This window comes from Enterovibrio norvegicus FF-33, assembly GCF_000286835.2.
In the GTDB taxonomy this organism is placed as follows: domain Bacteria; phylum Pseudomonadota; class Gammaproteobacteria; order Enterobacterales; family Vibrionaceae; genus Enterovibrio; species Enterovibrio norvegicus_A.
This window is the reverse complement of the sequence record NZ_AJYD02000038.1, coordinates 627,852-648,534: the sequence shown is the minus strand read 5'-3', so window position 1 is coordinate 648,534 and position 20,683 is coordinate 627,852. Positions and strand designations below refer to the sequence as shown.

The 20,683-nt window shown below is 47.0% G+C and carries 20 protein-coding genes; 10 read left to right on the top strand and 10 right to left on the bottom strand.

The genetic code is table 11. The annotated features are described in order from the left end of the window. Positions 1-8: 8 nt before the first annotated feature. The 3 genes from A1OO_RS11120 to A1OO_RS11110 form a co-directional block, all read right to left on the bottom strand. The gene (locus A1OO_RS11120) at positions 9-584 is read right to left on the bottom strand and encodes a DUF1415 domain-containing protein (RefSeq protein WP_016959899.1); all 576 of its coding nucleotides are present in this window, start codon (positions 582-584) and stop codon (positions 9-11) included. Between the two features lie 101 nt (positions 585-685). Beyond that, the gene (locus tag A1OO_RS11115) at positions 686-1,195 is read right to left on the bottom strand and encodes a CreA family protein (protein ID WP_016959898.1); all 510 of its coding nucleotides are present in this window, start codon (positions 1,193-1,195) and stop codon (positions 686-688) included. 214 nt (positions 1,196-1,409) lie between these two features. Further along, positions 1,410-1,739: a hypothetical protein gene (locus A1OO_RS11110; RefSeq protein WP_017003060.1), complete on the bottom strand. Its 330-nt coding sequence runs from the start codon at positions 1,737-1,739 to the stop codon at positions 1,410-1,412. 266 nt (positions 1,740-2,005) lie between these two features. Between A1OO_RS11110 and A1OO_RS11105 the strand changes: the two genes are divergently transcribed. The 3 genes from A1OO_RS11105 to A1OO_RS11095 all read left to right on the top strand — a co-directional run bounded on the left by A1OO_RS11105 (position 2,006) and on the right by A1OO_RS11095 (position 3,801). Then, positions 2,006-2,461, top strand: coding sequence for a hypothetical protein (locus A1OO_RS11105; RefSeq protein ID WP_016959896.1), 456 nt, complete (start codon positions 2,006-2,008; stop codon positions 2,459-2,461). A gap of 157 nt (positions 2,462-2,618) precedes the next feature. Beyond that, positions 2,619-3,137, top strand: coding sequence for a hypothetical protein (locus A1OO_RS11100; RefSeq protein ID WP_016959895.1), 519 nt, complete (start codon positions 2,619-2,621; stop codon positions 3,135-3,137). 211 nt (positions 3,138-3,348) lie between these two features. After that, positions 3,349-3,801 (top strand): L-alanine exporter AlaE, encoded by a 453-nt coding sequence (locus tag A1OO_RS11095; protein ID WP_016959894.1) that lies wholly within the window; start codon positions 3,349-3,351, stop codon positions 3,799-3,801. A 108-nt stretch (positions 3,802-3,909) separates the two neighbouring features. Here A1OO_RS11095 and A1OO_RS11090 read toward each other — a convergent pair whose 3' ends face one another. Beyond that, complete coding sequence (locus A1OO_RS11090; RefSeq protein ID WP_017003059.1) at positions 3,910-4,263, bottom strand: VOC family protein; 354 nt, start codon at positions 4,261-4,263, stop codon at positions 3,910-3,912. Between the two features lie 382 nt (positions 4,264-4,645). Here A1OO_RS11090 and A1OO_RS11085 point away from each other — a divergent pair, with 382 nt between their 5' ends. From A1OO_RS11085 to A1OO_RS11065, 5 genes are all read left to right on the top strand, one after another. Next, positions 4,646-6,853, top strand: a complete 2,208-nt coding sequence (locus A1OO_RS11085; RefSeq protein ID WP_017003058.1) for an esterase-like activity of phytase family protein — start codon at positions 4,646-4,648, stop codon at positions 6,851-6,853. Positions 6,854-7,130: 277 nt separating this feature from the next. Beyond that, positions 7,131-7,679, top strand: coding sequence for a PepSY domain-containing protein (locus tag A1OO_RS11080; protein WP_016959889.1), 549 nt, complete (start codon positions 7,131-7,133; stop codon positions 7,677-7,679). A gap of 123 nt (positions 7,680-7,802) precedes the next feature. Then, positions 7,803-8,087 (top strand): hypothetical protein, encoded by a 285-nt coding sequence (locus A1OO_RS11075; protein WP_016959888.1) that lies wholly within the window; start codon positions 7,803-7,805, stop codon positions 8,085-8,087. Positions 8,088-8,113: 26 nt separating this feature from the next. Further along, positions 8,114-8,812, top strand: a complete 699-nt coding sequence (locus tag A1OO_RS11070; RefSeq protein WP_016959887.1) for a response regulator transcription factor — start codon at positions 8,114-8,116, stop codon at positions 8,810-8,812. After that, positions 8,809-10,014: a sensor histidine kinase gene (locus tag A1OO_RS11065; RefSeq protein ID WP_017003057.1), complete on the top strand. Its 1,206-nt coding sequence runs from the start codon at positions 8,809-8,811 to the stop codon at positions 10,012-10,014. Before A1OO_RS11070 ends, A1OO_RS11065 begins: the two co-directional genes overlap by 4 nt. 71 nt (positions 10,015-10,085) lie before the next feature. Here the strand turns inward: A1OO_RS11065 and mltC are convergent, their stop codons facing one another. From mltC to A1OO_RS11035, 6 genes are all read right to left on the bottom strand, one after another. Next, on the bottom strand, positions 10,086-11,189 hold the full coding sequence (mltC, locus tag A1OO_RS11060) for a membrane-bound lytic murein transglycosylase MltC (protein ID WP_016959885.1): 1,104 nt from the start codon (positions 11,187-11,189) through the stop codon (positions 10,086-10,088). A gap of 350 nt (positions 11,190-11,539) precedes the next feature. Next, positions 11,540-12,214 (bottom strand): M50 family metallopeptidase, encoded by a 675-nt coding sequence (locus A1OO_RS11055; protein WP_016959884.1) that lies wholly within the window; start codon positions 12,212-12,214, stop codon positions 11,540-11,542. Positions 12,215-12,464: 250 nt separating this feature from the next. Beyond that, on the bottom strand, positions 12,465-12,839 hold the full coding sequence (locus A1OO_RS11050) for a hypothetical protein (protein WP_017003056.1): 375 nt from the start codon (positions 12,837-12,839) through the stop codon (positions 12,465-12,467). A 199-nt stretch (positions 12,840-13,038) separates the two neighbouring features. Next, positions 13,039-14,229: an L-2-hydroxyglutarate oxidase gene (gene lhgO, locus A1OO_RS11045; RefSeq protein ID WP_016959882.1), complete on the bottom strand. Its 1,191-nt coding sequence runs from the start codon at positions 14,227-14,229 to the stop codon at positions 13,039-13,041. 125 nt (positions 14,230-14,354) lie between these two features. After that, positions 14,355-18,101 carry an EAL domain-containing protein gene (locus tag A1OO_RS11040; RefSeq protein ID WP_017003055.1) on the bottom strand — a complete coding sequence of 1,249 codons (3,747 nt, stop codon included), beginning with the start codon at positions 18,099-18,101 and terminating at the stop codon, positions 14,355-14,357. 213 nt (positions 18,102-18,314) lie between these two features. Next, positions 18,315-18,677: a nucleotide pyrophosphohydrolase gene (locus A1OO_RS11035; RefSeq protein WP_017003054.1), complete on the bottom strand. Its 363-nt coding sequence runs from the start codon at positions 18,675-18,677 to the stop codon at positions 18,315-18,317. A gap of 235 nt (positions 18,678-18,912) precedes the next feature. Here A1OO_RS11035 and A1OO_RS11030 point away from each other — a divergent pair, with 235 nt between their 5' ends. Continuing rightward, entirely contained in the window at positions 18,913-19,491 is a 579-nt protein-coding gene (locus A1OO_RS11030) for a DedA family protein (RefSeq protein WP_016959879.1), read from the top strand. Positions 19,492-19,538: 47 nt separating this feature from the next. Beyond that, on the top strand, positions 19,539-20,615 hold the full coding sequence (locus A1OO_RS11025; RefSeq protein WP_431354940.1) for a D-alanine--D-alanine ligase: 1,077 nt from the start codon (positions 19,539-19,541) through the stop codon (positions 20,613-20,615). The last annotated feature ends 68 nt before the right edge of the window (positions 20,616-20,683 follow it).

The following is a 20,683-nucleotide window of genomic DNA, read 5'->3' as shown; positions in this document are numbered from 1 at the left end:
CTCGTGCGCTAAACCGATGGAGCTCTGAACAAATACGGAAACAGGGCCTTTTTCTCTGAGTCGGAAAGCCCGCAAACGCGGTCGATGTTGATTTGTGGAATGTCTTCCGCGTTTCCACCGTAATATTTGAATGCCTTCTCGATACTCGCTTCGCGGATCAGATGAAACACAGGGAATGGCGACCGATTGGTCAAGTTGCTGTCGTCTTCAGGCTCGACATCAGCAAAGCAATAGTCAGGGTGAAAACTGGCGATTTGATAGATGCCACGCCAGCCAAATTGATCAATCAGCATGTCTGCCACATCCAAGAACTGGTTGTAGTCATCAAAGTCTTGAAAGAGATGGGGTGTGACGACCAAGGTTGTTTCCAAGTCCGCCACTTCACTGCTGTCTAACAACGATAATTCCGCCAGCAGACAATCCATCACTGTTTGATCATCTGTGCCTTCACACACTTCAATTTTGATTTGCTTGTTACGCTGTGGTTTAGCGGCAAAAGGGCAAAGATTGAGGCCAATGACGACCTTCTCTAACCATTCTGTGGTTTGTTGTTCGATGTCTAGAACAGACCATTGCGTCGTCATGGGAAATCCCCCTTTGAATGCGAGGGAGTATAGTAGCGAGGGTCTGGTGAAATGCCTACGAACAAGGGTGATTTACAGTGCAAATCACCCTTGTTTGCTGATTAATTAGTCGTAACAGGGGCTTTCCACGCCTTGGTGCCCCAAAGTGGCACGGTAGACAGGCTGTGCTTGTGGCTGCCTTGTGTCTCTTTGGTGGAATAAGAGAGGTACATCAGAGTTTGATTATCAGAATCAAAAATTCGACGAATCTTCATCGATTTAAACAGAATACTTTTCGATGCGGTAAAGACAACCTCGCCTGACTTTGATCTATCGACGTTTTCAATCATCTCTTCGGTGATTTCACCTGTTTGACGACAAGAAATGCCCATGTCTGACGGGTCAGAAAAATCCAGGTCGGCTTTCACGTGACTGATATGGCAAGTGACACCGGAGACTTCAGGGTCACTGAAAATTTGAATTTTAATGTCTTTGGTGGTGAAAAGACCCAGACTCACGTCTCCCACCTCATTGTCGGAACAACCTGTGACGGTCAGTGCAAGCAGAGAAGCGGCAACAAGAGGGCGCGAATAAGTTGAAAGTGAAGCTAGAGAGAAAAAGTTGGGTCGCATTGCGAGGTAACCTGCTAATCGTTGTTAAAAAAAGACGCTGACTCACTCTAACAGTGGCAAGCCTCGTTTGTCTAACAACGACTTGCCATGCCATCTATTGGTCACATATTACGCTGGTCTTGGCTGCGAAGTTACGGTGCATTCACGCGTGTACTTTGAGCGTTAAAAAGCGGCACTGTTGTTTTACGCGAAGATCACTTAATAATACAGGCGATCAGTTGAACTGAGCATCACCAGGCTTACGATCTAAGTTTTCAGGGTTGAACGATTTTAGCTCGTTGTAGGCATCACAATAGCTGGCGGTGAGGTTGTACTTCTCACGCGCGGCTTCGATTTTTCGTTCTGCGATACGACGGTTGTCAGCGCCATTGCGCGTAGAGCTAAAAATTCGCTGCTGGGTAAATAATTCTTGGGTGAATTTATTTTTGCAGATCGACTCGTTTTTTTCTGTGACCACTTCACCGAAAGATTCTTGCTCTTCGGCGAAAACGGTGGGTGTGGCTAACAGTCCAATAACTAATGCTTTTACAAAGAGATAGCGCATCCGTGTTGCCTCTTGAGGTGATGTCATGATTAAAGATAGTTCACACTGGGCCGCCTCTCCAGTGGGACGAGTGATTGATTATTGATACAAGACGAGATTGTGTGCGTTGAATGGTTACTAAGCGGTTTTTCCGATATTTTCTGTCAGGTTGAAGAAAATGTGCGCTGATATCGGCGCGGGTTAACATTCCTGCAAAAAGGGAGATGAAGCAAACAGAGGTTTGGCGGTATCTTCTTCTTTTTCAAGGAACGACAGCGGCGTAGCAGATGCAAAAACAAGTGAACAGTTCATATCTACAACTCTTTATGCGTGAGTCAGGCACCGCAGCCATGCTGGATACAGAGCAACTGCCAGATGTGTCAGACGTTGATGCGATTGCCCTTTTTGATTGGATGGCCAGTAAGCGTTCATTTTCCACCTCCGAAGTGCGCGGTCAGCGTTGGATAAAATCGTGTAGTGCCGGTTACATCACCGAGCTGTTATTACATGCTGATGGTTCACTGGAAGAACATACGCTTTTCAATAGACTCCCGACCACGGGTTGTTGGAAGCTAGAACAAGGTGTACTTGATATCGAAATCACCAAAGGCAGTAATAAGTATCGTAGCCGTGTGATTGCGAATAAAGCAGTGAATATTCACTCAGCCATCGAATATAAAAACAACGAGTTGCATTCCTACCTCAAGCTTGCACAGGTTATGCCCGTGGCGAAAAGCGCCTAGTCCTCATTACCTGAAATTAAGCCGAACCTGAATCCAATTTGAAGGCCAGCACATGCTGGCCTTTTGCGTTTTATCATTAAGAAAAGTCCATCATTGAAAGGATTGATGTCTCGTCACGTTCTGTTCTCGACTATACCTTTAGAAAAAGGACGAAAACGTGCGAATAGGAATACCTACGTGGGCGGTTGTTGCCATTGGTTTGGTGTTAAACATTGTTGCTGCGTTGATGACCAACTTCGTGATCGATGGCTTGGGCGAGCAATCCGCGTCAGTTATCGAAACGCAAACCAACAATAATCAGCTTATTCAACTTAGCTGGCAGCAGCTCGATGCGCTCGAACGTCGTCGAGAAACCATCCTGGTCATTTTGGCTGTTAAACCTGATATGGGCTCTCTCCCCCTGCCGTTTAGTCGTCGATTGCTGCAGTCGTTCAATGATATGAGTGAGACTGCGGTTACACAGCACAATATGCCACTCATCATGGACGCCATTGACCAACAGCAGGATCTTCTGCGAAACAAAATTGATACGTTATATCTCGATAACCTACAGTTGGCTGACTCTCAACGAGATTTAGGCAGTAAAATCTCCGCTTACCGAAACCTCGCTCTCTTCCTCCAAGTACTTGGGCTGGCACTTATCATGGCCAGAGACCTTTCTAGAAAGCCAAGTTAGCCTGATATCCTCACCAATAAATCACAATTATACGAATGGTTATAAATTCTATTTTTATGTAAATTAATAGAATTTATAGCTGGATATTTTTGAAAATAAAGCACCTAAAATTGTAGGTGTTTTGGTCTAATAGCCGAACAACGTGTTGACGTTTTAAGACTTTTTTGCAGTGTTTTGCTGCTTTTGATTGATGCGATTTTTGGGGTGGGAAATGAAAGGCGCTAACCGCGTTCGTACTGTTGTGGCTGATATGTTTGCCATGGTCGTGTTCTGTTTTGTGACGGGCATGATGATTGAAATTTTTGTGTCGGGCATGTCGTTTGAACAATCGCTGGCATCAAGACTGCTATCGATACCGGTCAATATTTTGATCGCTTGGCCTTATGGCGTGTTTCGCGACAGCGTGCTGACATTTGCAACGCGTCGGTCGTCATCTCGGCTGGGCAAGCGCGCAGCAGATTTCTTTGCTTACGTGACGTTCCAATCTCCCGTGTACGCTGGCATATTGTTCAGTGTGGGTGCAGAGCCAAACCAAATTGTCACGGCAGTGGCGAGTAATGCGTTGCTTTCCGGCATGTTGGGCATGGTATATGGCGTGTTTTTAGAACGCTGCCGCAAGTTGTTTCGTGTTGGGGCAACTTTACCGAATCAGCTAAGTGCGTAATGCGAGATCGCATCAAATGAACATCGAAAAGGGGGCCAAGGTGGCCCCCTTTTCGATCATGGCATCATGGCATCATGGCAACTTTCACATCATGCTATTGATTGCTCTTTATTTATCAGACCACACCGCAAATTCATTTCCGCTGGGTTCGGTAAAATGAAAACGTCGCCCGCCCGGAAATTCAAAAATGGGTTTCACGATTTTACCGCCAGTCTGGCGAACGTTGATTTCTGTTTGTTCCAGTGAGTCACTGAATAATACGATCAGAGCGGAACCATTGGCTGTGTCGGCGAACTGATCAGCACGAAAGAATCCACCATCTAAACCTTGGTCAGAAAATGCGGTGTAATCTGGGCCGTAATCGGTGAACGTCCAGCCGAACGCTTCAGAGAAAAAGGACTTGGTGGCGAGAAGATCACAGGCGGGAAATTCAACGTAATTTATCTTACCGTGTTGCGTCATTGGCTCACTCCAAAATAAGGGGCGTGGATGGGTGTGTCATACGGTAACGTGTGTAGACATAACGTCCGTATTGGCTTAGAAACCCCGCACAGCCTCTGAAAGTTGATTGAGATGATGATAAATCAAGCCGCCTCCATTCATTGAGATCAAGGCCACTTTCTAAGCAATGCTAACGTCAGTGTAGGTAAACAAAATGCCGTGCGGTGACATTGCTTTCAATGTTATGGAACGCAGACTAGCGTTACATTAAAAAACAGGGAGATAAAGCGGCCTCAGAAGCACATTTTCCTCGCATCACCTAATTGCCATCTCACTGTCATGAGACTGTCACCGCAACAGGAAAAAGTAGCGCCATTATTTATGGTATTACAGGAGTTACCTCATGCGTACACAGCGCACTCTTCTACTTTCATTGTTAGCAGCATCTATCGCCACCGGTGTTCACGCCGCGGATAATCAAGCGTTCCAACGCATCAGTGCGTTCTCTACAGACAACAATATTCCGCCGGGCGTGGAAAGGACGCATGAAAGCTCGGCAGAAATTATTGCTGTTAGCGAAGATGGCAACACCTTGGTCTATTCAGACAGCCCCCTTGAAGGCGTCGGCCTTGTTGATATTCGTGACCCGAAAAAGCCAATGGGCAAGGGCTTCATCACGATGGGGGGGGAGCCAACCTCGATAGATGTGGTGGGTGAGACGTTTGTCACTGCGGTGAATACCTCGGAAAGCTATACCCAACCCTCCGGCTTTTTGGTGCAACGTAACCTAGAGTCGGGCAAACAAATCGCTAAGTGTGATCTCGGCGGTCAGCCTGACTCAGTCGCCGTGGCCAAAGATGGCAGCTTTGTCGCTGTCGCCATCGAGAACGAGCGCGATGAAGATCTTAATGATGGCGTAATGCCGCAATTCCCCGCTGGGCACTTGTCTCTTATCCCGCTTTCAAACGGCGTAATGGATTGCGACGCCCACAAGAAGGTCGCGATGACAGGGTTGTCTGACATTGCGCCTAACGACCCTGAACCTGAGTTTGTAGATATTAACGGTTTGGGTGAAGTGGTTGTTACCCTTCAAGAGAACAATCATCTTGTGCTGGTGGATGGCAGAAAAGGCACTGTGATCACCGATTTTTCTGCGGGTACGGTGGACCTTAATAACGTCGATTTGGATGAAGAGCGCGCCCTGACATTTGACGGTAAGCAAATGGCGAGAAAACGTGAACCCGACGCCGTGAAATGGATCGACGATGATCGCTTCGTGACCGCCAATGAAGGAGATTACGAAGGGGGGTCTCGCAGTTTCACTATCTTCAACAAGCAAGGCAACGTGTTGTTTGAATCAGGGTTAGATTTTGAATATCGCGCGGCGTTGGCGGGTCACTACCCTGAAAAACGTTCAGGCAACAAAGGCGTTGAGCCTGAAGGACTTGAAATAGGCACCTTCAATGGTGAGCGCTTTATCTTTGTTACCTCAGAGCGCGGTTCATTGATCGGTGTCTATCGCGATACAGGTGCAGCGCCAGAATTTGTGCAACTGTTGCCATCCGGTATTTCGCCTGAGTCTGCGGTTGCAATCCCAAGCCGTGGCTTGCTGGCGACGGCCAATGAAACGGATTTGATTGAAGATGGCGGTGTGCGTTCGCACGTCATGCTTTATCAAGTAACGTCCGATGCGCCTGCTTACCCACAAATTGAATCAGTCATGATAGATGGCAAGCCACTAGGCTGGGGTGCATTGTCCGGTTTGGTTGCGGATCTGAATAACGAAAACACCTTGTATGCCGTCAACGACAGCTTCTATAAAGCACAGCCGTCAATTTTCGTCATAGATGCATCATCGACACCGGCCAAAATCACGCAGCGCATTGCTGTTACTGTCAACGGTAAGCCTGCGAAAAATGTGGACTTAGAAGGCATCACCACCGATGGCAACGGCGGATTCTGGCTTGCCTCTGAAGGGCGTACCGACAAGAACATTCCTCACGCGCTTTATCGCACCGATGCTAACGGCAAGATTGTCGAAACCGTTGCCTTCCCAGTCGACCTGCTTGCGGTTGAAAAGCGCTATGGCGCAGAAGGGATCACACGCGTAGGCGACAATCTGTGGATAGCGATTCAGCGAAGCTGGAAAGATGACCCTGAAAATACCGTCAAGCTGGTGCAATACAATACCCGTACTGGTGATTGGAAAGCGGTGCGTTACCCGACAGATGTTGCCAAAAAAGGCTGGGTCGGATTATCTGAAATCACCGCTTACGAAGACGCGTTGTACATCATCGAGCGTGACAACCAAATTGGTGATGCCGCGAAAGTGAAGCAATTGACGCGCGTTATCTTGGGTGATGTAACGCCAGCCCCATTGAGTGGTGAACTGCCATTAGTCAACAAAGATGTGGTGTATGATTTTATCCCTGATCTACAAGCGACGGGTGGTTATGTGACCGATAAAATTGAAGGTTTTGCCATCACCAAAGATGGACGTGCATATGCAGTCACCGATAACGACGGCGTTGATGACAGCAGCGGTGAAACCTTATTCTTTGCGCTCAAGCATGATGGCAAGCCCGTCGACTTTGCAGCGCTGCGTCCATAACGCAACGGCGTTTTAACCATGGGTTAAATCCAAACCCATACGTTCAAAAACCCCCTCAAACGTCAGCAAATCGCTGGCGTTTTTACGTTCTGTTTTATTGATGTATTTACATTGTAAAACGCTGATTTATGAAATTGTTATTAAGAAGACACCTCGCCATCCATAACCTTACAAAAATGTATAGTTCAGGAAAGCCTCCTGACAACGACGGCGCGTAGAGTGGCTCCATCGACAGAGACATTCTGATTGAGCCAAAACTAATAACGAGGACACCACCATGAAAAAGAACATCAACTTTAAGCCTGCTGCTATTTCTGTACTTCTTGGTATGAGCGCCATGATGGCAATGGGTTCAGCAAATGCGAGTGATGCACCAACATCGCTAAATCAAGATGCGGTGTCACTGCTTCAAGCGGTTGAAATTGCGAAAAATGAAACGGGCGGTATTCCGCTTGAGGCAGAGCGCGACGTTAAACACGGTCAAGCGGTTTACGAAGTGGAACTGTCTGCAACTGACGGCCAAGAAATCCACACCGTGATTAATGCTCAAACAGGCGAAGTGATTTTGATGCAAAAACGCCGCGACCATGACGACGACCAAGATGACCAAGTTGAAGATGCCATGTGGTTGTCAGGTTTGAACAACGGCACTTATCTGTCGCTCGAACAAGCCGTGATGCAAGCCGAAACCGAATTTGGTGGTAAAGCGTGGAGCGTGGATGTAGACGATCACTTCGGCAAAATAACTTATGACGTGGAAATGCTTGATGCCAATGGCAAGCGCGTAGAAACACATATTGATGCCGTTGCGGTTGCAGCCAAGTAATTTGTTACAAGCAAAATAGAATCACACAAAAACGATTGTGATGACTGAGGCGATGTTGCCTAAGCAGAGACTAACAAACACAGAATAAGGGCGTCGTCGTTTGACGCCCTCAAGGAGTGAATAATGGTTAAATCTATACGTCAATCTATGTCAAAGCTATCGATGTCGAAGCTATGGCTACGGGCCAAAGCGCTGGCAAAGCAAGTTCGAGAGAATGGTGTCACTGCGGTTGTCGGTGTATTGAGCTTTTCCCTGCTTTTCATGCTAGGACTGGTTACACTAGGAATCACACTGTTAGCAGGTGTTACTGCGGTGATTATTGCCGCTTGGAAACAACGTCAGTTTAAAAATGACGTCGCTAACCCAACAGATCATAATATCAACAACGAGCCTATTGCTGCGGTATAAGCCGCCGCTTTCAAGAGAGAGTTCACATGCGAATATTACTGGTTGAAGACGATGTGAGTCTCAGCAGTTTTGTGGAAAAAGGGTTACGTGAAGCAGGTCATCAGGTCGAAGTGACCGACAACGGCAAATATGCGCTGACCCTTTGCATGGCAGAACAATACGATGTCGCGATTGTCGACCGAATGCTGCCCGGATTGGATGGCTTATCGCTGGTTAAAGCGCTCCGTGCTGCACAAATTGGCACTCCGATTTTATTTCTAACCTCCCTTGGCGGCGTTGATGACCGCGTGGAAGGGTTAGAGGCAGGGGGGGATGACTACCTGACCAAGCCCTTTGCCTTTTCTGAATTGTTGGCTCGTGTGACGGCGTTATCGCGCCGCTCTGTACTTAAATCCAACGAAACCAATCCTGAATTGAGCTTTGGCGATGTCGTGATCAACTTGTTTGAACACACGGCGATTCGTCAAGGTATCTCGCTTGATTTGCAACCGAAAGAGTTTCGTATTCTGGAGCTCTTCCTGCGCCATCCTGGACGAGTGATCACACGTACCATGTTGCTAGAGCACGTGTGGGACATTCATTTCGACCCGCAAACCAGCGTAGTCGAAACCCACATCAGTCGATTGAGAAATAAGCTGGAAAAACCGTTCGGTGACACACTGATCCAAACTTTACGCGGTGTGGGCTACAAGTTAGAACATAAAGACGGCGGAGAGGTGAAATGATTGCAAAGTTTTCAGCCTCTGTTCGTCAGTACTTATCGTTCCGTCGCTTGCTTGATGCGCTTCCTAAATGGATGAAAACCTCTGCCACACAGCAGGGATTAATGTTTGGTGCCGTGTCATTGCTCAGCCTGTTTTTGATGGCGGCAGTGACATTTGTCTATGTCGAGCATGAACTGAGCGATCAAAATAGCGAGATAGTGAAAGAATCCCGCGCATTAATTGAAGGTCATGGTCAGCGGAAGGTTGATGATGACCCGATTGAAGATGATGAAATCCTCGCGGTATTAACATCAGGATTCATCTTAGCTGGCGTTTTGGTGTCATTACTCACCGCAGTACTGGTCGTGGCGATGGGGCGGATCAGCCAAAAGCGCATTAATCGTATTGAACGTGTGCTCAATGCGGCGGCAGATGGCGATTTGTCTGTGCGAACCGGAGAGCGATATACACACAACGATTTGGCGCGTATTTCGGTGTCAGTGGACGAAATGTTGTCGCGTCTTGAAGGTTCGGTCGCCGCCATGAGTGATATTTCATCCAACATTGCGCATGAGCTGAAAACGCCAATCACCCGTTTACGTCATAACCTTTTGACGCTGAGAGAAGAAGCGGAAACGCTGAAGGTGACGGAACAAGCCCCTTTTATGCAGGAATTGGATCATGCACTGGCAGACTCACAGCGGTTAGCCTCCATCTTTGATGCCTTACTGCGTATTTCACAAATTGAATCTGGCGCGAGACGTAGTCGTTTCTCGCAGATTGATTTGGTACACATTATCGATACGGTGGCCGAAATCTATGGCGATGTTGCGGAAGATGCTGGCATGTCGCTGGTGGTTGAAAAACCCATGCAGCCTCTGCTGTTTCAAGGCGACAGAGAACTGCTGATCCAACAAGTGGCAAACCTGATTGAAAACGCCCTGCGTTATTGCCCTGATGGTAGTCAGATCTCGCTTAGCTGCGGCCAAGCGCGAGAAAGTAATCAAGTCTGGTTGAAAGTGGAAGACAACGGCCCCGGTATTCCAGATGCTGAAAAAGAGCGCGTGTTTGAACGTCTGTATCGCGTCGACAAGAGCCGCACAGACGGCGGGCTGGGGTTAGGGCTTTCTCTTGCCAAAGCCGTAGCAGGGTTGCACCACGGCGTGATTACCCTGACTGATCGCAAGCCGGGGTTAGGTGTGATGGTTACTTTGCCGCGATAAGCTACCCACCCAATTTCATCCCCCCACACGAATTGACAAAACTGTCGCTAGTGGGGGGCAGGCTGCCTGAGCTAGATCTTCCCTTCCTTAAAATCTTTTTGGAAATAGAGCACTTTTTGCAGATAGCGTCTGGCTTCATCTTTAGGATGTTTCGTCGTGAGTGCATCGTACACCTGACTTGGCGAGCGCTGATTCAATGCAACCATCGCTTTTTTCCTGTCAGTGTGGAATGTCGCCAGTACACCGCCCGTTCCGCCGTTATATGCTGAAATCATACTGAAATGCCGTGAAGATGGGTTGGTGACGTCGCGTAAATATCGCGTTTTTAGAATGTATAAATACGCTGCGCCAGTATCGATATTGTTAGCAGGGTCAAACAGGTATTCTTTGGTTGGCATTCCTGGCTTTTTCTTTACCAGATTAAACACATCCGCCCCTGCTGTTTTTGGGATCACCTGCATCAAACCGTACGCACCCGCATGGCTTACTGCATAAGGGTTGAAGCTACTTTCGGTTTTGATCACCGCATAAATCAAGCCTTCAGGAATGTCATAGCGCTTTGATGCATCGCGCACCAAGTGGGCGTATTGATATTCACGTTGGGCAAGGTGGTCTTTTACCATGTCGATTTGGACGTAGTAAGCGTTACCTTTCTTGATGGTTTTGGATTGCAGCTTGTTTTCAAGCATGTAGGCGGCAAAGCGATTTGCCCGCCATTCCCACTCAATCGATTTCCCTTCCTGATCGACCACTTGCCCTAAGAAAAACGGTTTGCCTTTAAGCTGAATATCTTTGTCCGTGAACTGTTCAATATCTTTAGGATCGGCAGGCATGAGCACGGTTTGAACAATCGCTTTGTGCAATTTTTCCATCGGCTTATGCTGCGACACGGTTGAAACATAGATTTTACCCGCATCAAAGTCGATGTGTGCCCGAGTCTGATAACCGTCGAGATATTTCACATAGCGATGCTTGCTGGATTCGATGTATTCGTCTTCGCCCCATTGTTTCTTCGCTTCTTTGGCGAGCAATGAAAACAGCGCAGCAATCGCTTTTTTGTTGCTATCGGAAATCGGCTCACCAGCAATCGGCGGCGTATGATGATCATTGCTTTGAGGTGGTGTCGAACAGCCTGTGATTAGGGCTGTGCAGAGAAACAGAACGGTTTTTTTCATGATGAATTAAGTATCTCTTTTCTGAGTGAAGAGTGTTTTTTAATCAGATGGTTGGCGGGAGAATAATGGAGAACCTCCGCCTATTGAATAGAGGCGACGATGCTATGCCTAGGCTTAAGAAAAGAAAAGGAATTTGTGGGAGGTTATGTGGTGCAGACATCATAAGTTTGGCGTGAATACCGACTTAAAACCACATTAAGCCGAACTGGGCGTTGCGAAATAACACGATTGACGATTATCCCTTACGCCGTCAGTTCGTTTCAGTTGAACACGACTTTCTGATAACAATGTAAACCATAACAATGGTTTGAAGATTCTGTCGCGAATTGCTTAAAGAGAGTGGCTGTGTATCACTGCTGCTGTTTTTTGAGCGTGATGTTATATGCCAACTTAAAGCAATACAAACCAATACCAAGCCAGATCAGGATAAACACGAACGAAGGCAGGAAGGTTAGCTTACTTAAGGACACATGATCGCCCGTCTGATCATAAGACCATAAATAAGTGGGTGAGTAGATGGAGTTCAGCATGACGAAAATGCCGAGGAATCGGAGGAAATAACTGCCAGCTTTACCAAGGTACCAGCTAACGACAAATACGCCGATCACAAAGCTTAAAATCAGGCCCGTTGTCAGACTGTCGATATACAGGAAGAAAAAAGCGCTGAAAGCAATGAGAACAACTTTTATACCCTTACTGGCGTTAATGCTCGTGGCGTAGATAAGAAGCCCCCAAAGAGACGCACCCGCATAACCAGAGAAAGCAATAATAATCTGACCTATCCGTCCACTAACCGCGGAAATTACATGTCCTTCCCTCCACGCTAGATGCAGGCTTTGAAGGTGGTTTCCAGTCAGTAAAGTAGCAAGCGCGTGTGAGCCCTCATGGAGAAAAACCTCAACGGGTTTTAGTGAATAACTCAATATTGCCGAATGACTGAAATGATGCATCCATAACGCTAAAAAAGCGAAAAGAAGAAAGATAAACAGATCCCCTTTCGCGTGTTGTTGTATGCGTTTAAACATCGATAACCTCAACCGACTAAGAACAAAATTGCCTTTATTCAAGATATGGCAAGAAAAGCCTATTCTGGAATTTTACGAGTGTAACTTTTCACATGTGTAAATGGTAAACACTGTAAATGGTACTTGAGAAAAATCGCAGAAACGAAAAAGGCGTTATCAAACCCTAAGTTTCTAACGCCTTGAATAAATTGAACATCATGTTGTGTATGACGAACATGGGCAAACTGAATATTTGCGCTTGGTTTAACGATTAATCAATGTCGCAATCAGTACAACTTTGCAGCGCGATTTCATGTTCAAAGACGGCTGCTTCGCTACCCTCTGCCAGTAGCTCTGCTATTTCATCCGCGACCTCTTGCTCATCTTCCGCTTTCACTTGATTTGCGAGTTCTTCTTCTGAGTAGCCGTAGAAATTCAGCAATAAGTAGTCACGCGCTTCGTCTTTCGTGCAAGTAACGTGCACTGAAAGATCTGGTTCAACGTTGCCTTGCGCGATAATCGCAGCCATTTGCGCGACGACATCATCTTTCATCGCAGCCGTTAACCAACCAAGATCCGTGCTGACTGTGGTTTTTTTACAGTTAAAACAAGGAAGTTGATGAAAGTAGTATTGAAAATCAGTCATGGGTAATTTTTCTTTAAGTGTTTTGTAGCAAGATTATGAGCGTTTTCTAGCAAAATACTATCTCAATAGACATTGAAGACAAGATTGTCTTGGATGATTTTGAGTGCAAATTGATGACCGCTTACTTAATCTGAACGGTATAAAATATCTTGAGAGTCGAGGCCAACAAAATATTGTGCGCACAAGGTAAGAACAGCCGCTATGCGTCTAATTTATCGACAATGAAGTTCGCAATCGGAAAACATGACGTGGCGGCTGGCGATGGCGCATTGCATACCACCAAGGTGCGTGGGGTTTGATGGAATAAGAAATCATCCACCATGTCGCCGTTTTGATAGACCGCCTGCGCTCGGATACCAGAAGGATATGTGAGCAAATCCTCTTTGGTTAGCAACGGGCAGTATTTCTGCACTTCTTTGAGATATCCCGGCTTCCATACCCCGTTACGCAACTCTTTCATCGCTGAAGAAAAATTGCGTCGAATAACGTTGTAAAAGCCGACATATTGCAGCATTTCTGCGGTGTCTTTGAAAGAAAATGAAAACCGCGAGTACCCTTCGCGAGCAAGACTTAGCACTGCATTAGGGCCGACGGTGACCGAGCCATCAATCATCTTGGTGAGGTGAACGCCGAGAAAGGGCAGGTCGGGATCGGGGATGGGGTAAATTAGACTAGAAATAATCCCATTGTGTCGCTGTGGAAGCTGGAAATAATCGCCTCGGAAAGGCACGATTTGGAAATCTGGCGTTTTGCCGAGCATACGCACAATGCGATCTGACATGACACCGCCACAGGCAATCACCTTGTCGGCATGGAGGATCTGGGTGCCAGCAACAACCGTCACACCTTCCTCGGTTTCCTGTATGTATTCGACGCTGCTATTGAATATAACCTCGCCGCCGCTCTCCTTGATCAGTGTTCCGAGTTTTTCACAGATCTGGCGGTAATTGACAATGCCTGTTGATGGCACAAATATCGCGCCAACCCCTTCAATGTTTGGCTCTTTTTGGTGAAGTTGAGCCGCGTCTAAAACCTCGAATTCCAAGCCGTTTTCTTGGGCGCGGGTTTTTAATGCTTCCATGCGACCAAGTTCTATGTCATTCGTGGCAACTAGCAGTTTTCCGCATTCTTCAAAAGGAATGTCGTGCTCGCGGCAAAACGCTTTAATCGCTAGGTTCCCCTCGGTACAGAATTTGGCTTTCATGCTGCCCGGTGTGTAGTAGACACCTGCGTGAATCACACCGCTGTTACGGCCAGTTTGATGACTGGCGACTTGGTCTTCTTTATCCACCACCACGACGTGTGCATCGGGATAGCGAGTTTGCAGTTCATGCGCCACGCTAAGCCCAACAATGCCTGCGCCAATTACCAGATAGTCACAATTCTTCATTTGCCAGTCCTAGCGTGTTGTCCAACAAAGCGTTTCGCTCAACGTTAGCATTGAAGGCGAAAATGAACGAAATGAAAAGGAGGGATCGGCCAGTCTGTGATGCGAGTGTCCGAGAGTTGGGCGAGTTAGCTGGCGGATCTCGGGAATAAGAGGTGGTTGCTTAATCCCGCTTTTGCTGAGGATATGACACGCGATAGTGGGAGAGGCTCGCCGAACACATAACCTTGAGTGTAGTCGAGGCCGGCATCTTGTACTTGCTGATAGTCTTCTTCGTTGTTGACTTTCTGTGCCCCTGTTTTGATGTTGAGAGTGTCACCAATCTGTTTGATGGATTCAACGATACGTTTCTCCACTCGGCTCGATCGCATCAGAGAAATAATGCTGCCATCAATTTTGAGCATGGTGACATTTAGGGTTTTTAAATGGCTGAATGAGGTGAGTTCTGCTCCGAAGTTATCAACGGCTACTGAGCAGCCTAAAGCACGGAACGTTGAGACGACATCTCTGGCTTTCATTGGGTCTATCAGTAAGGTGTTTTCTTTGATTTCAATACACAGGCTTGAAGCCGGTAGCGCACTCTGTTTGATGAGTGTTGTGCAATGTTCAACAAAGGCGCTGTTGTAGAAAGCTTCAGATGAAAGGTTAACAGCGACAGAAAGATTCGCGTCATGTAATGCCTGTGCTTGTTTTTCCAGCACTTCACTAAACACCCAGCGTTCAATTTTTATCAGGCGTCCTGTTTGCTCCGCGGCACTAAAAAACGTATTTGGGAGCAGCAGCTGTCCATCTTCTGTGATCATTCTGATCAAAAGCTCATGCCATGTCGCAAGGCCGTTTCGTCGGGGAACAATCGGCATGCAAAGTAACGTGAATGAACCTTGCTCAATTGCTGTGTCGATTTGTTGTAGCAGATTATCTCTACTGAGTTGCATGCTTTGCTTTGGTGTTGATTCATCGAAGAGAGACACATGGGGAGCCTCACCATCAACAGCCAATGCCAAGGCGACTTGAGCGTGATAAAGCAATTGAAAAGGGGGAATCTCTAATGTGTTGGCTGCGGTAAGACCAATGGCACTTTCTATTGAAAACGCTTTGGCATCGTGGGTGTATTTGAGGTGATCCAGTTTAGTGGTGATTTCTTTGGCGATTTCGAACGCATGAGACGGCGCGCAGTGTTGGAGTAAAATGGCAAACCTGTCATCGCTGATCCGTGCAAGATATCCGGCTTTGTGTACGTTGGCTTTTAGAACAAGCGCAGCAGACTTGATCACTTGATCCCGTGCAGGTCGACCGAGTAAGTCCTTTAGCGCTCCTAGTCCTTCAAGTTGAACAACAGCGAGTGTGTGCTCCCCCGAATGTTGTTGCAACGTGTCGATATGATGTTGCAGCACATGGTCAAAATCGCGGCGATTGGGCAAGCCTGTTAATTTATCCAATCGCAAATCGTTATCTGTCTGATCCATCCAACTTGCTTTTGCCGTATGCTGCAGCGTGATAACCCACCCTTCAAATACACTTTCGTCGGACAACATTGGTTTAGCTGATAGTGCAACTTGGACGTCCAGCCCTTGTGTGGTTTGCAACCAGAAGACATTGTCCAGAATGAAATCATCGTTTGGCGTGTTGACCAATAAGTGCCTAAGCGAAAGCGAAGCGTCGCCATCAAACAGTGAAAAACAGGTATCAATGCTTTTACTGATACTATCCGTGCCGCAATGGGTAATATCACGGGCACTTTGGTTTATCACTTGAATATTGAGGTTTGTATCTAGCACGATAATGCCTTCACTCGAAGCATGGATAGCCGATGCTAGCTGTGTTTTTGCATTCTCTTGCGGGTTGTTCGCTGCTGAAACATGCGGCGTCACGGTGCACACGCCAACTAAGTGCGGATGGTTATCATCGAGAGTGATTTTTGCCATGAGTGAATGATGCGGGTTTTCTTTACCGTCAAGCACTCGGCGTACATGGGTGTGATAGTGAGCGCCGTTAATAGTCAATGCAAGCATGGCATCAAACTGACGGCGATCGTGAGGGTGGAGTAGGTTGCGCCACATGCGTTTGTCAATGAACTCCCCCGATTTCATTCCAAACAGAGCGTACATTTCAGGGTTCCAATACAACACATCGTTTATGGGGCTGTACTCCCACACGCCAAACTGGGCAGCTTTGAGTGCTAATGCTGAGCGATCAATCAGTTCGATGTCTTTCGAGGCATCGCGTTCATGACTGATATCTGTCATCGTGCCAATGACTTTCTTGGTCGAGTCTTGATCTAACTGCTCAATAGGCTGACTGCAATCACGTATCCAGCGATAGCTTTGTTCATCGTCAATCACGCGGTATTCCATCGCCACGGGCTCTAGGCCAATTCTAGAGACAGAGTGTTGGTATTCTCTGAGATCATCAGGATGAATATGAGCCATCCATTCATAGAGACGTTTGACGGTATACGCTTTGATGCCAATGGCTTGATAAGCATTGTCTGACAAATGCATGAATTTGGTATGACATTCCATTTCATAAACCGTAATGTGATTTATGCCCAGTGCGAACTCGAACTTTTGAGACCACATGCTTCTCTCTGCATCAATGCGGCGTTCTTTATCGATATTTTGTATTTGGTAGACAAAATGAATCACATTGTCTGTCCATTGGTCTTTGACGGCGGAAACACCGATTTGGACCCATATCACCTGTTTATTCTTGGTGAGAAAGCGTAACGCGAGTTGGAAGCTATCGGTCTCTCCTGCCGCTAGTTTTTGGCATTGCTCGTTCACATCGTGTTTGTCTGAATGAAACACAAGCTGATTGAAATTCTTGCGTTGAAGGTCTTCGTTGCTCAGCCCGATAAGCGCTAAAAAACTGCGATTGGCGTTAATCATGCGCCCTTCAGGCGATACCATAACCATACCGATCACTGATGCGTTCATGGCGCCAGAGAATAGGGCGGCTTTCTCATCGCTCATTTTTTGTATTTCTCGCAACTTGGCGGTTTTCACTGCCAACAAGATACCGATCAACATTGCGCCAGCGATGGGGGGCAATAAGCCCGCGGGATTAGCGGCAGCATCCGAAAATGTGAGCTTGGTTGACGGAGAAACCATTAAAATATCGAGAACCACGGATACAAAAAATGCAGTTATAAACGCAGAGAGTCGATCCAATACAGCACAAGCGAAAGTCAGTGCAAAGGCAATGGCAATGAAAGGGTATGCCACATGCGAGAGGAGATAGCCCGACAGAGCCGTGATACCTAATATCAAACAGACTGTTTTCATATTAGAAAATGACGATGGCAGTTCGATAGGTCGCTTGAGTAAGATATAGGTCACGGGTGTCATCGCCAAAATACCAATCACATCACCGAAATACCAAGCCAGGGCGACGTCGTTAAAGGGGATTGAAAGCGCTTTATGTAATGTATAGCCACCCGCGATAGCGCCAAGCAAAGGACTGAGTAAAACCGTTAGGCCAATAAAAATGGAAAAGCTCTGCATTGATAAGAAGGGTGAAGCGTTTCGACTGGCATAAACGAGAGCCACGCAGCCAGCAGTGATCGTCGCGGTGTTGGATAAAGCGAGTTGTATGCTCTGAAGTGGACCATCGCCAAACAGCATATTAGCCAGCAATATGGCAATAAATGCGGATCCCGTTAGAGCGGCTCGTTGTGCGTTGGGTGCGAGTGATATCAGCGCGATGGCCAAACCATTCGCGTACCAAGTGAAGGCTGCACTGCCAGGTTGTCTGAGTAGATAGATGGCTACCAGCGATAAAGATAGACAGCCAATAAACACCAGCATGGCGCGCACGAGCAAGGCATCGTTAGGAAACAAGTCTTTTGATTGTACTTGCTCGTCAGAGAGTGCCATCTACTCATCCATTGTTTAGTCGCGAAAAATTGATTAATGATTAAAAATTAATTACCTATCCTGACTGCTTACCGGATGGAGGAGATCAATGTGCTCGGTATCCGCCTAAAGGGGGATACCGAGCGCGCGTGTCCTTTATCAAAAGTTTAGCCCATGTCTCATTTGTGGGATATTAATTTAGGCGCTTTCACCTGACGAAAAGGAGCGGAGAATCTATAGCTCGTTGTATTTAACGGCGCGACCATAACATTTTTCGACGGGATATTTTTCGTTGTTAAGCACGAGTTTCTTATCACAGGCCTCTTCAAGATCAATATTGCACTTCTCTGCAATGCGCAGCAAATACAGCTGAATATCTGCCAGTTCATGAGCCAAGGCTTCTTTCTTTTCTTGCGGAAAATCAGCCGCTTGTTCTGGGGTTAACCACTGAAATAATTCAGCCAGCTCACCGACTTCGCCGCTTAGAGCCATCACGAGGTTTTTCGGGTTGTGGAATTGCTCCCAGTCACGTGCTTTGGCGAAACTCGCCAGTTCACTTTGTAAGCGTACAAAAGGAGATATCGCGGTGTTTTTCATGCTGCCACTGCCTGTTAACGGGGTTTGAACGCCAGTTTGTCACGTTAATCATGTGGTGAAAATAGCTTGCTCGCGATGGCCAATCAGAAAATTTTCAATGTCTCGCCATGGAACAAATTTGAAGCAAAGCGTGTCCTATTTTTGTGAATTTAAAGACTTTCTTAATAATCTGAAAGCGAAACGTCGTTGAACCTGTCTATTCTCTAAGAGTTTAATAGCCACATGAGCGCGCCTTTTGAATGACGTGACAACAACCCTTTTACAGTATTCGCCGCTAACGCTTTTTTTTGCGGTGATTTTGCTGTCCTATCTCCTTGAAGATCTCGCCATCATTACGGCAAGTGTCGCCGCTTCTCAGGGCGTAATGTCTGTGCCTATGGCACTGCTCGCTATCTTTATCGGTATCGCCACGGGCGATGCTGGCTTGTATGCGCTTGGATATTGGGCTCGAAAATGGCGTCGTTTACGTGGTTTTTTGCTGACGAAACCGAGTGTAAGGGTGATTCGAAAAAAACTGCGCGCACACGCAATCGGCAATCTTTTCCTCATTCGATTTGTTCCGGGTTTACGTTTCGTCGGCTTCTGCCTGAGTGGTTTTTTCCGCGTTGGGCTACGTGATTTTTTAATGGCTGTGGTGTTTGCAACAACACTATGGACTGCCGCGGTGTTCACATTGGTTTACCAACTCGGTGAAATCGAATGGATTAACAGCAATGTCAGTTGGGCGCTTATTCCTGTCGTGCTGATTTTGCTTATTGTTATTAACCGTTTTGCAGGCAACAAGCTTAAGGAGAAAGCGGTTTGCACAGATTAAAATTGGTGGAAGAAAAAACAGCACCTGCCTTACCCGTTAATCATGGGATGCCACCATTGAACATGGAAGGTAACCCATTTTCCGCTTTTGAGTTTTGGCCCGGTTGGGTGTTTTATACCCCAGTTGCCGTGCAGTGGATTTGGCATGGCATTAAATATCGCAGCGCAAGTCTCCCCCTTATCGCTAACCCTGGTATTGAACTCAGTGGCATGGTGGGCGAATCCAAAGACGCCATATTGTCGCTGGCGGGAGAAAAAGCCAAACCATGGATTTTGCCTTATGTGATGTGGGAAAAATCCACCGTCCCAGCAGAAACACAAGCGCATCAGGCACTCACCACTTTGCATCAAGCAGGGCTAGGTTTTCCTGTGGTGGCGAAGCCGGATTTAGGTTGTCGTGGTGCGGGTGTACGTTTGGTTGAAAACAAAGCCGAATTGGAAGAATACCTCCGCCTTTTCCCTGATGGCGCGCGGCTCATGCTGCAAAAAAAAGCGCCGTATAACGCTGAAGCGGGCGTTTTCTATGTGCGTTACCCCGGTGAAAAACGCGGTCGAATTTTCTCTCTTACGCTGAAATACAATCCCTTCGTGATTGGTGATGGGAAGCGATCGTTAGCGCAGTTGATCGATGATGACCCTCGTGCCGGAAAATTACGGCATCTTTATCGTGCCCGTCATGAAGACAAGCTCGATTTGGTATTAGCCACGGGTGAGACCTTTAGGTTAGCGTTTGCAGGCAGTCATTGCCGAGGTGCCATCTTTAGAAATGGCAGCGAATACATCACTGACGCATTAGTTGCTCGATTAGATGAAATTTTTGATGATTTCCCCGGTTATCACTACGGGCGCATTGATCTCAAATTCCGCGACATGGAAAGTTTGATGCGAGGTGACGATTTCGCGCTTATCGAAGTCAATGGAGCGAGCAGTGAAGCCGCCCATATTTGGGACAGAGGCGCGACGCTGAAAGATGCGTTTTCAACCTTGCTAGAACAGTACCGTATCTTGTTTGAAATTGGCGATTTACAGCGTAAATCGGGTCACAAGGTGCCGACGTTGGTTGAGCTTTATAAAGCATGGCGGCGTGAAAAAGCGTTGGTGCAACATTATCCATCGACAGATTGAAGCTTGAGTCACTGATTGAACTTGAGTTGATGAACGAGCTTAGGTCGAACAACAAAGAATAAGAGTGT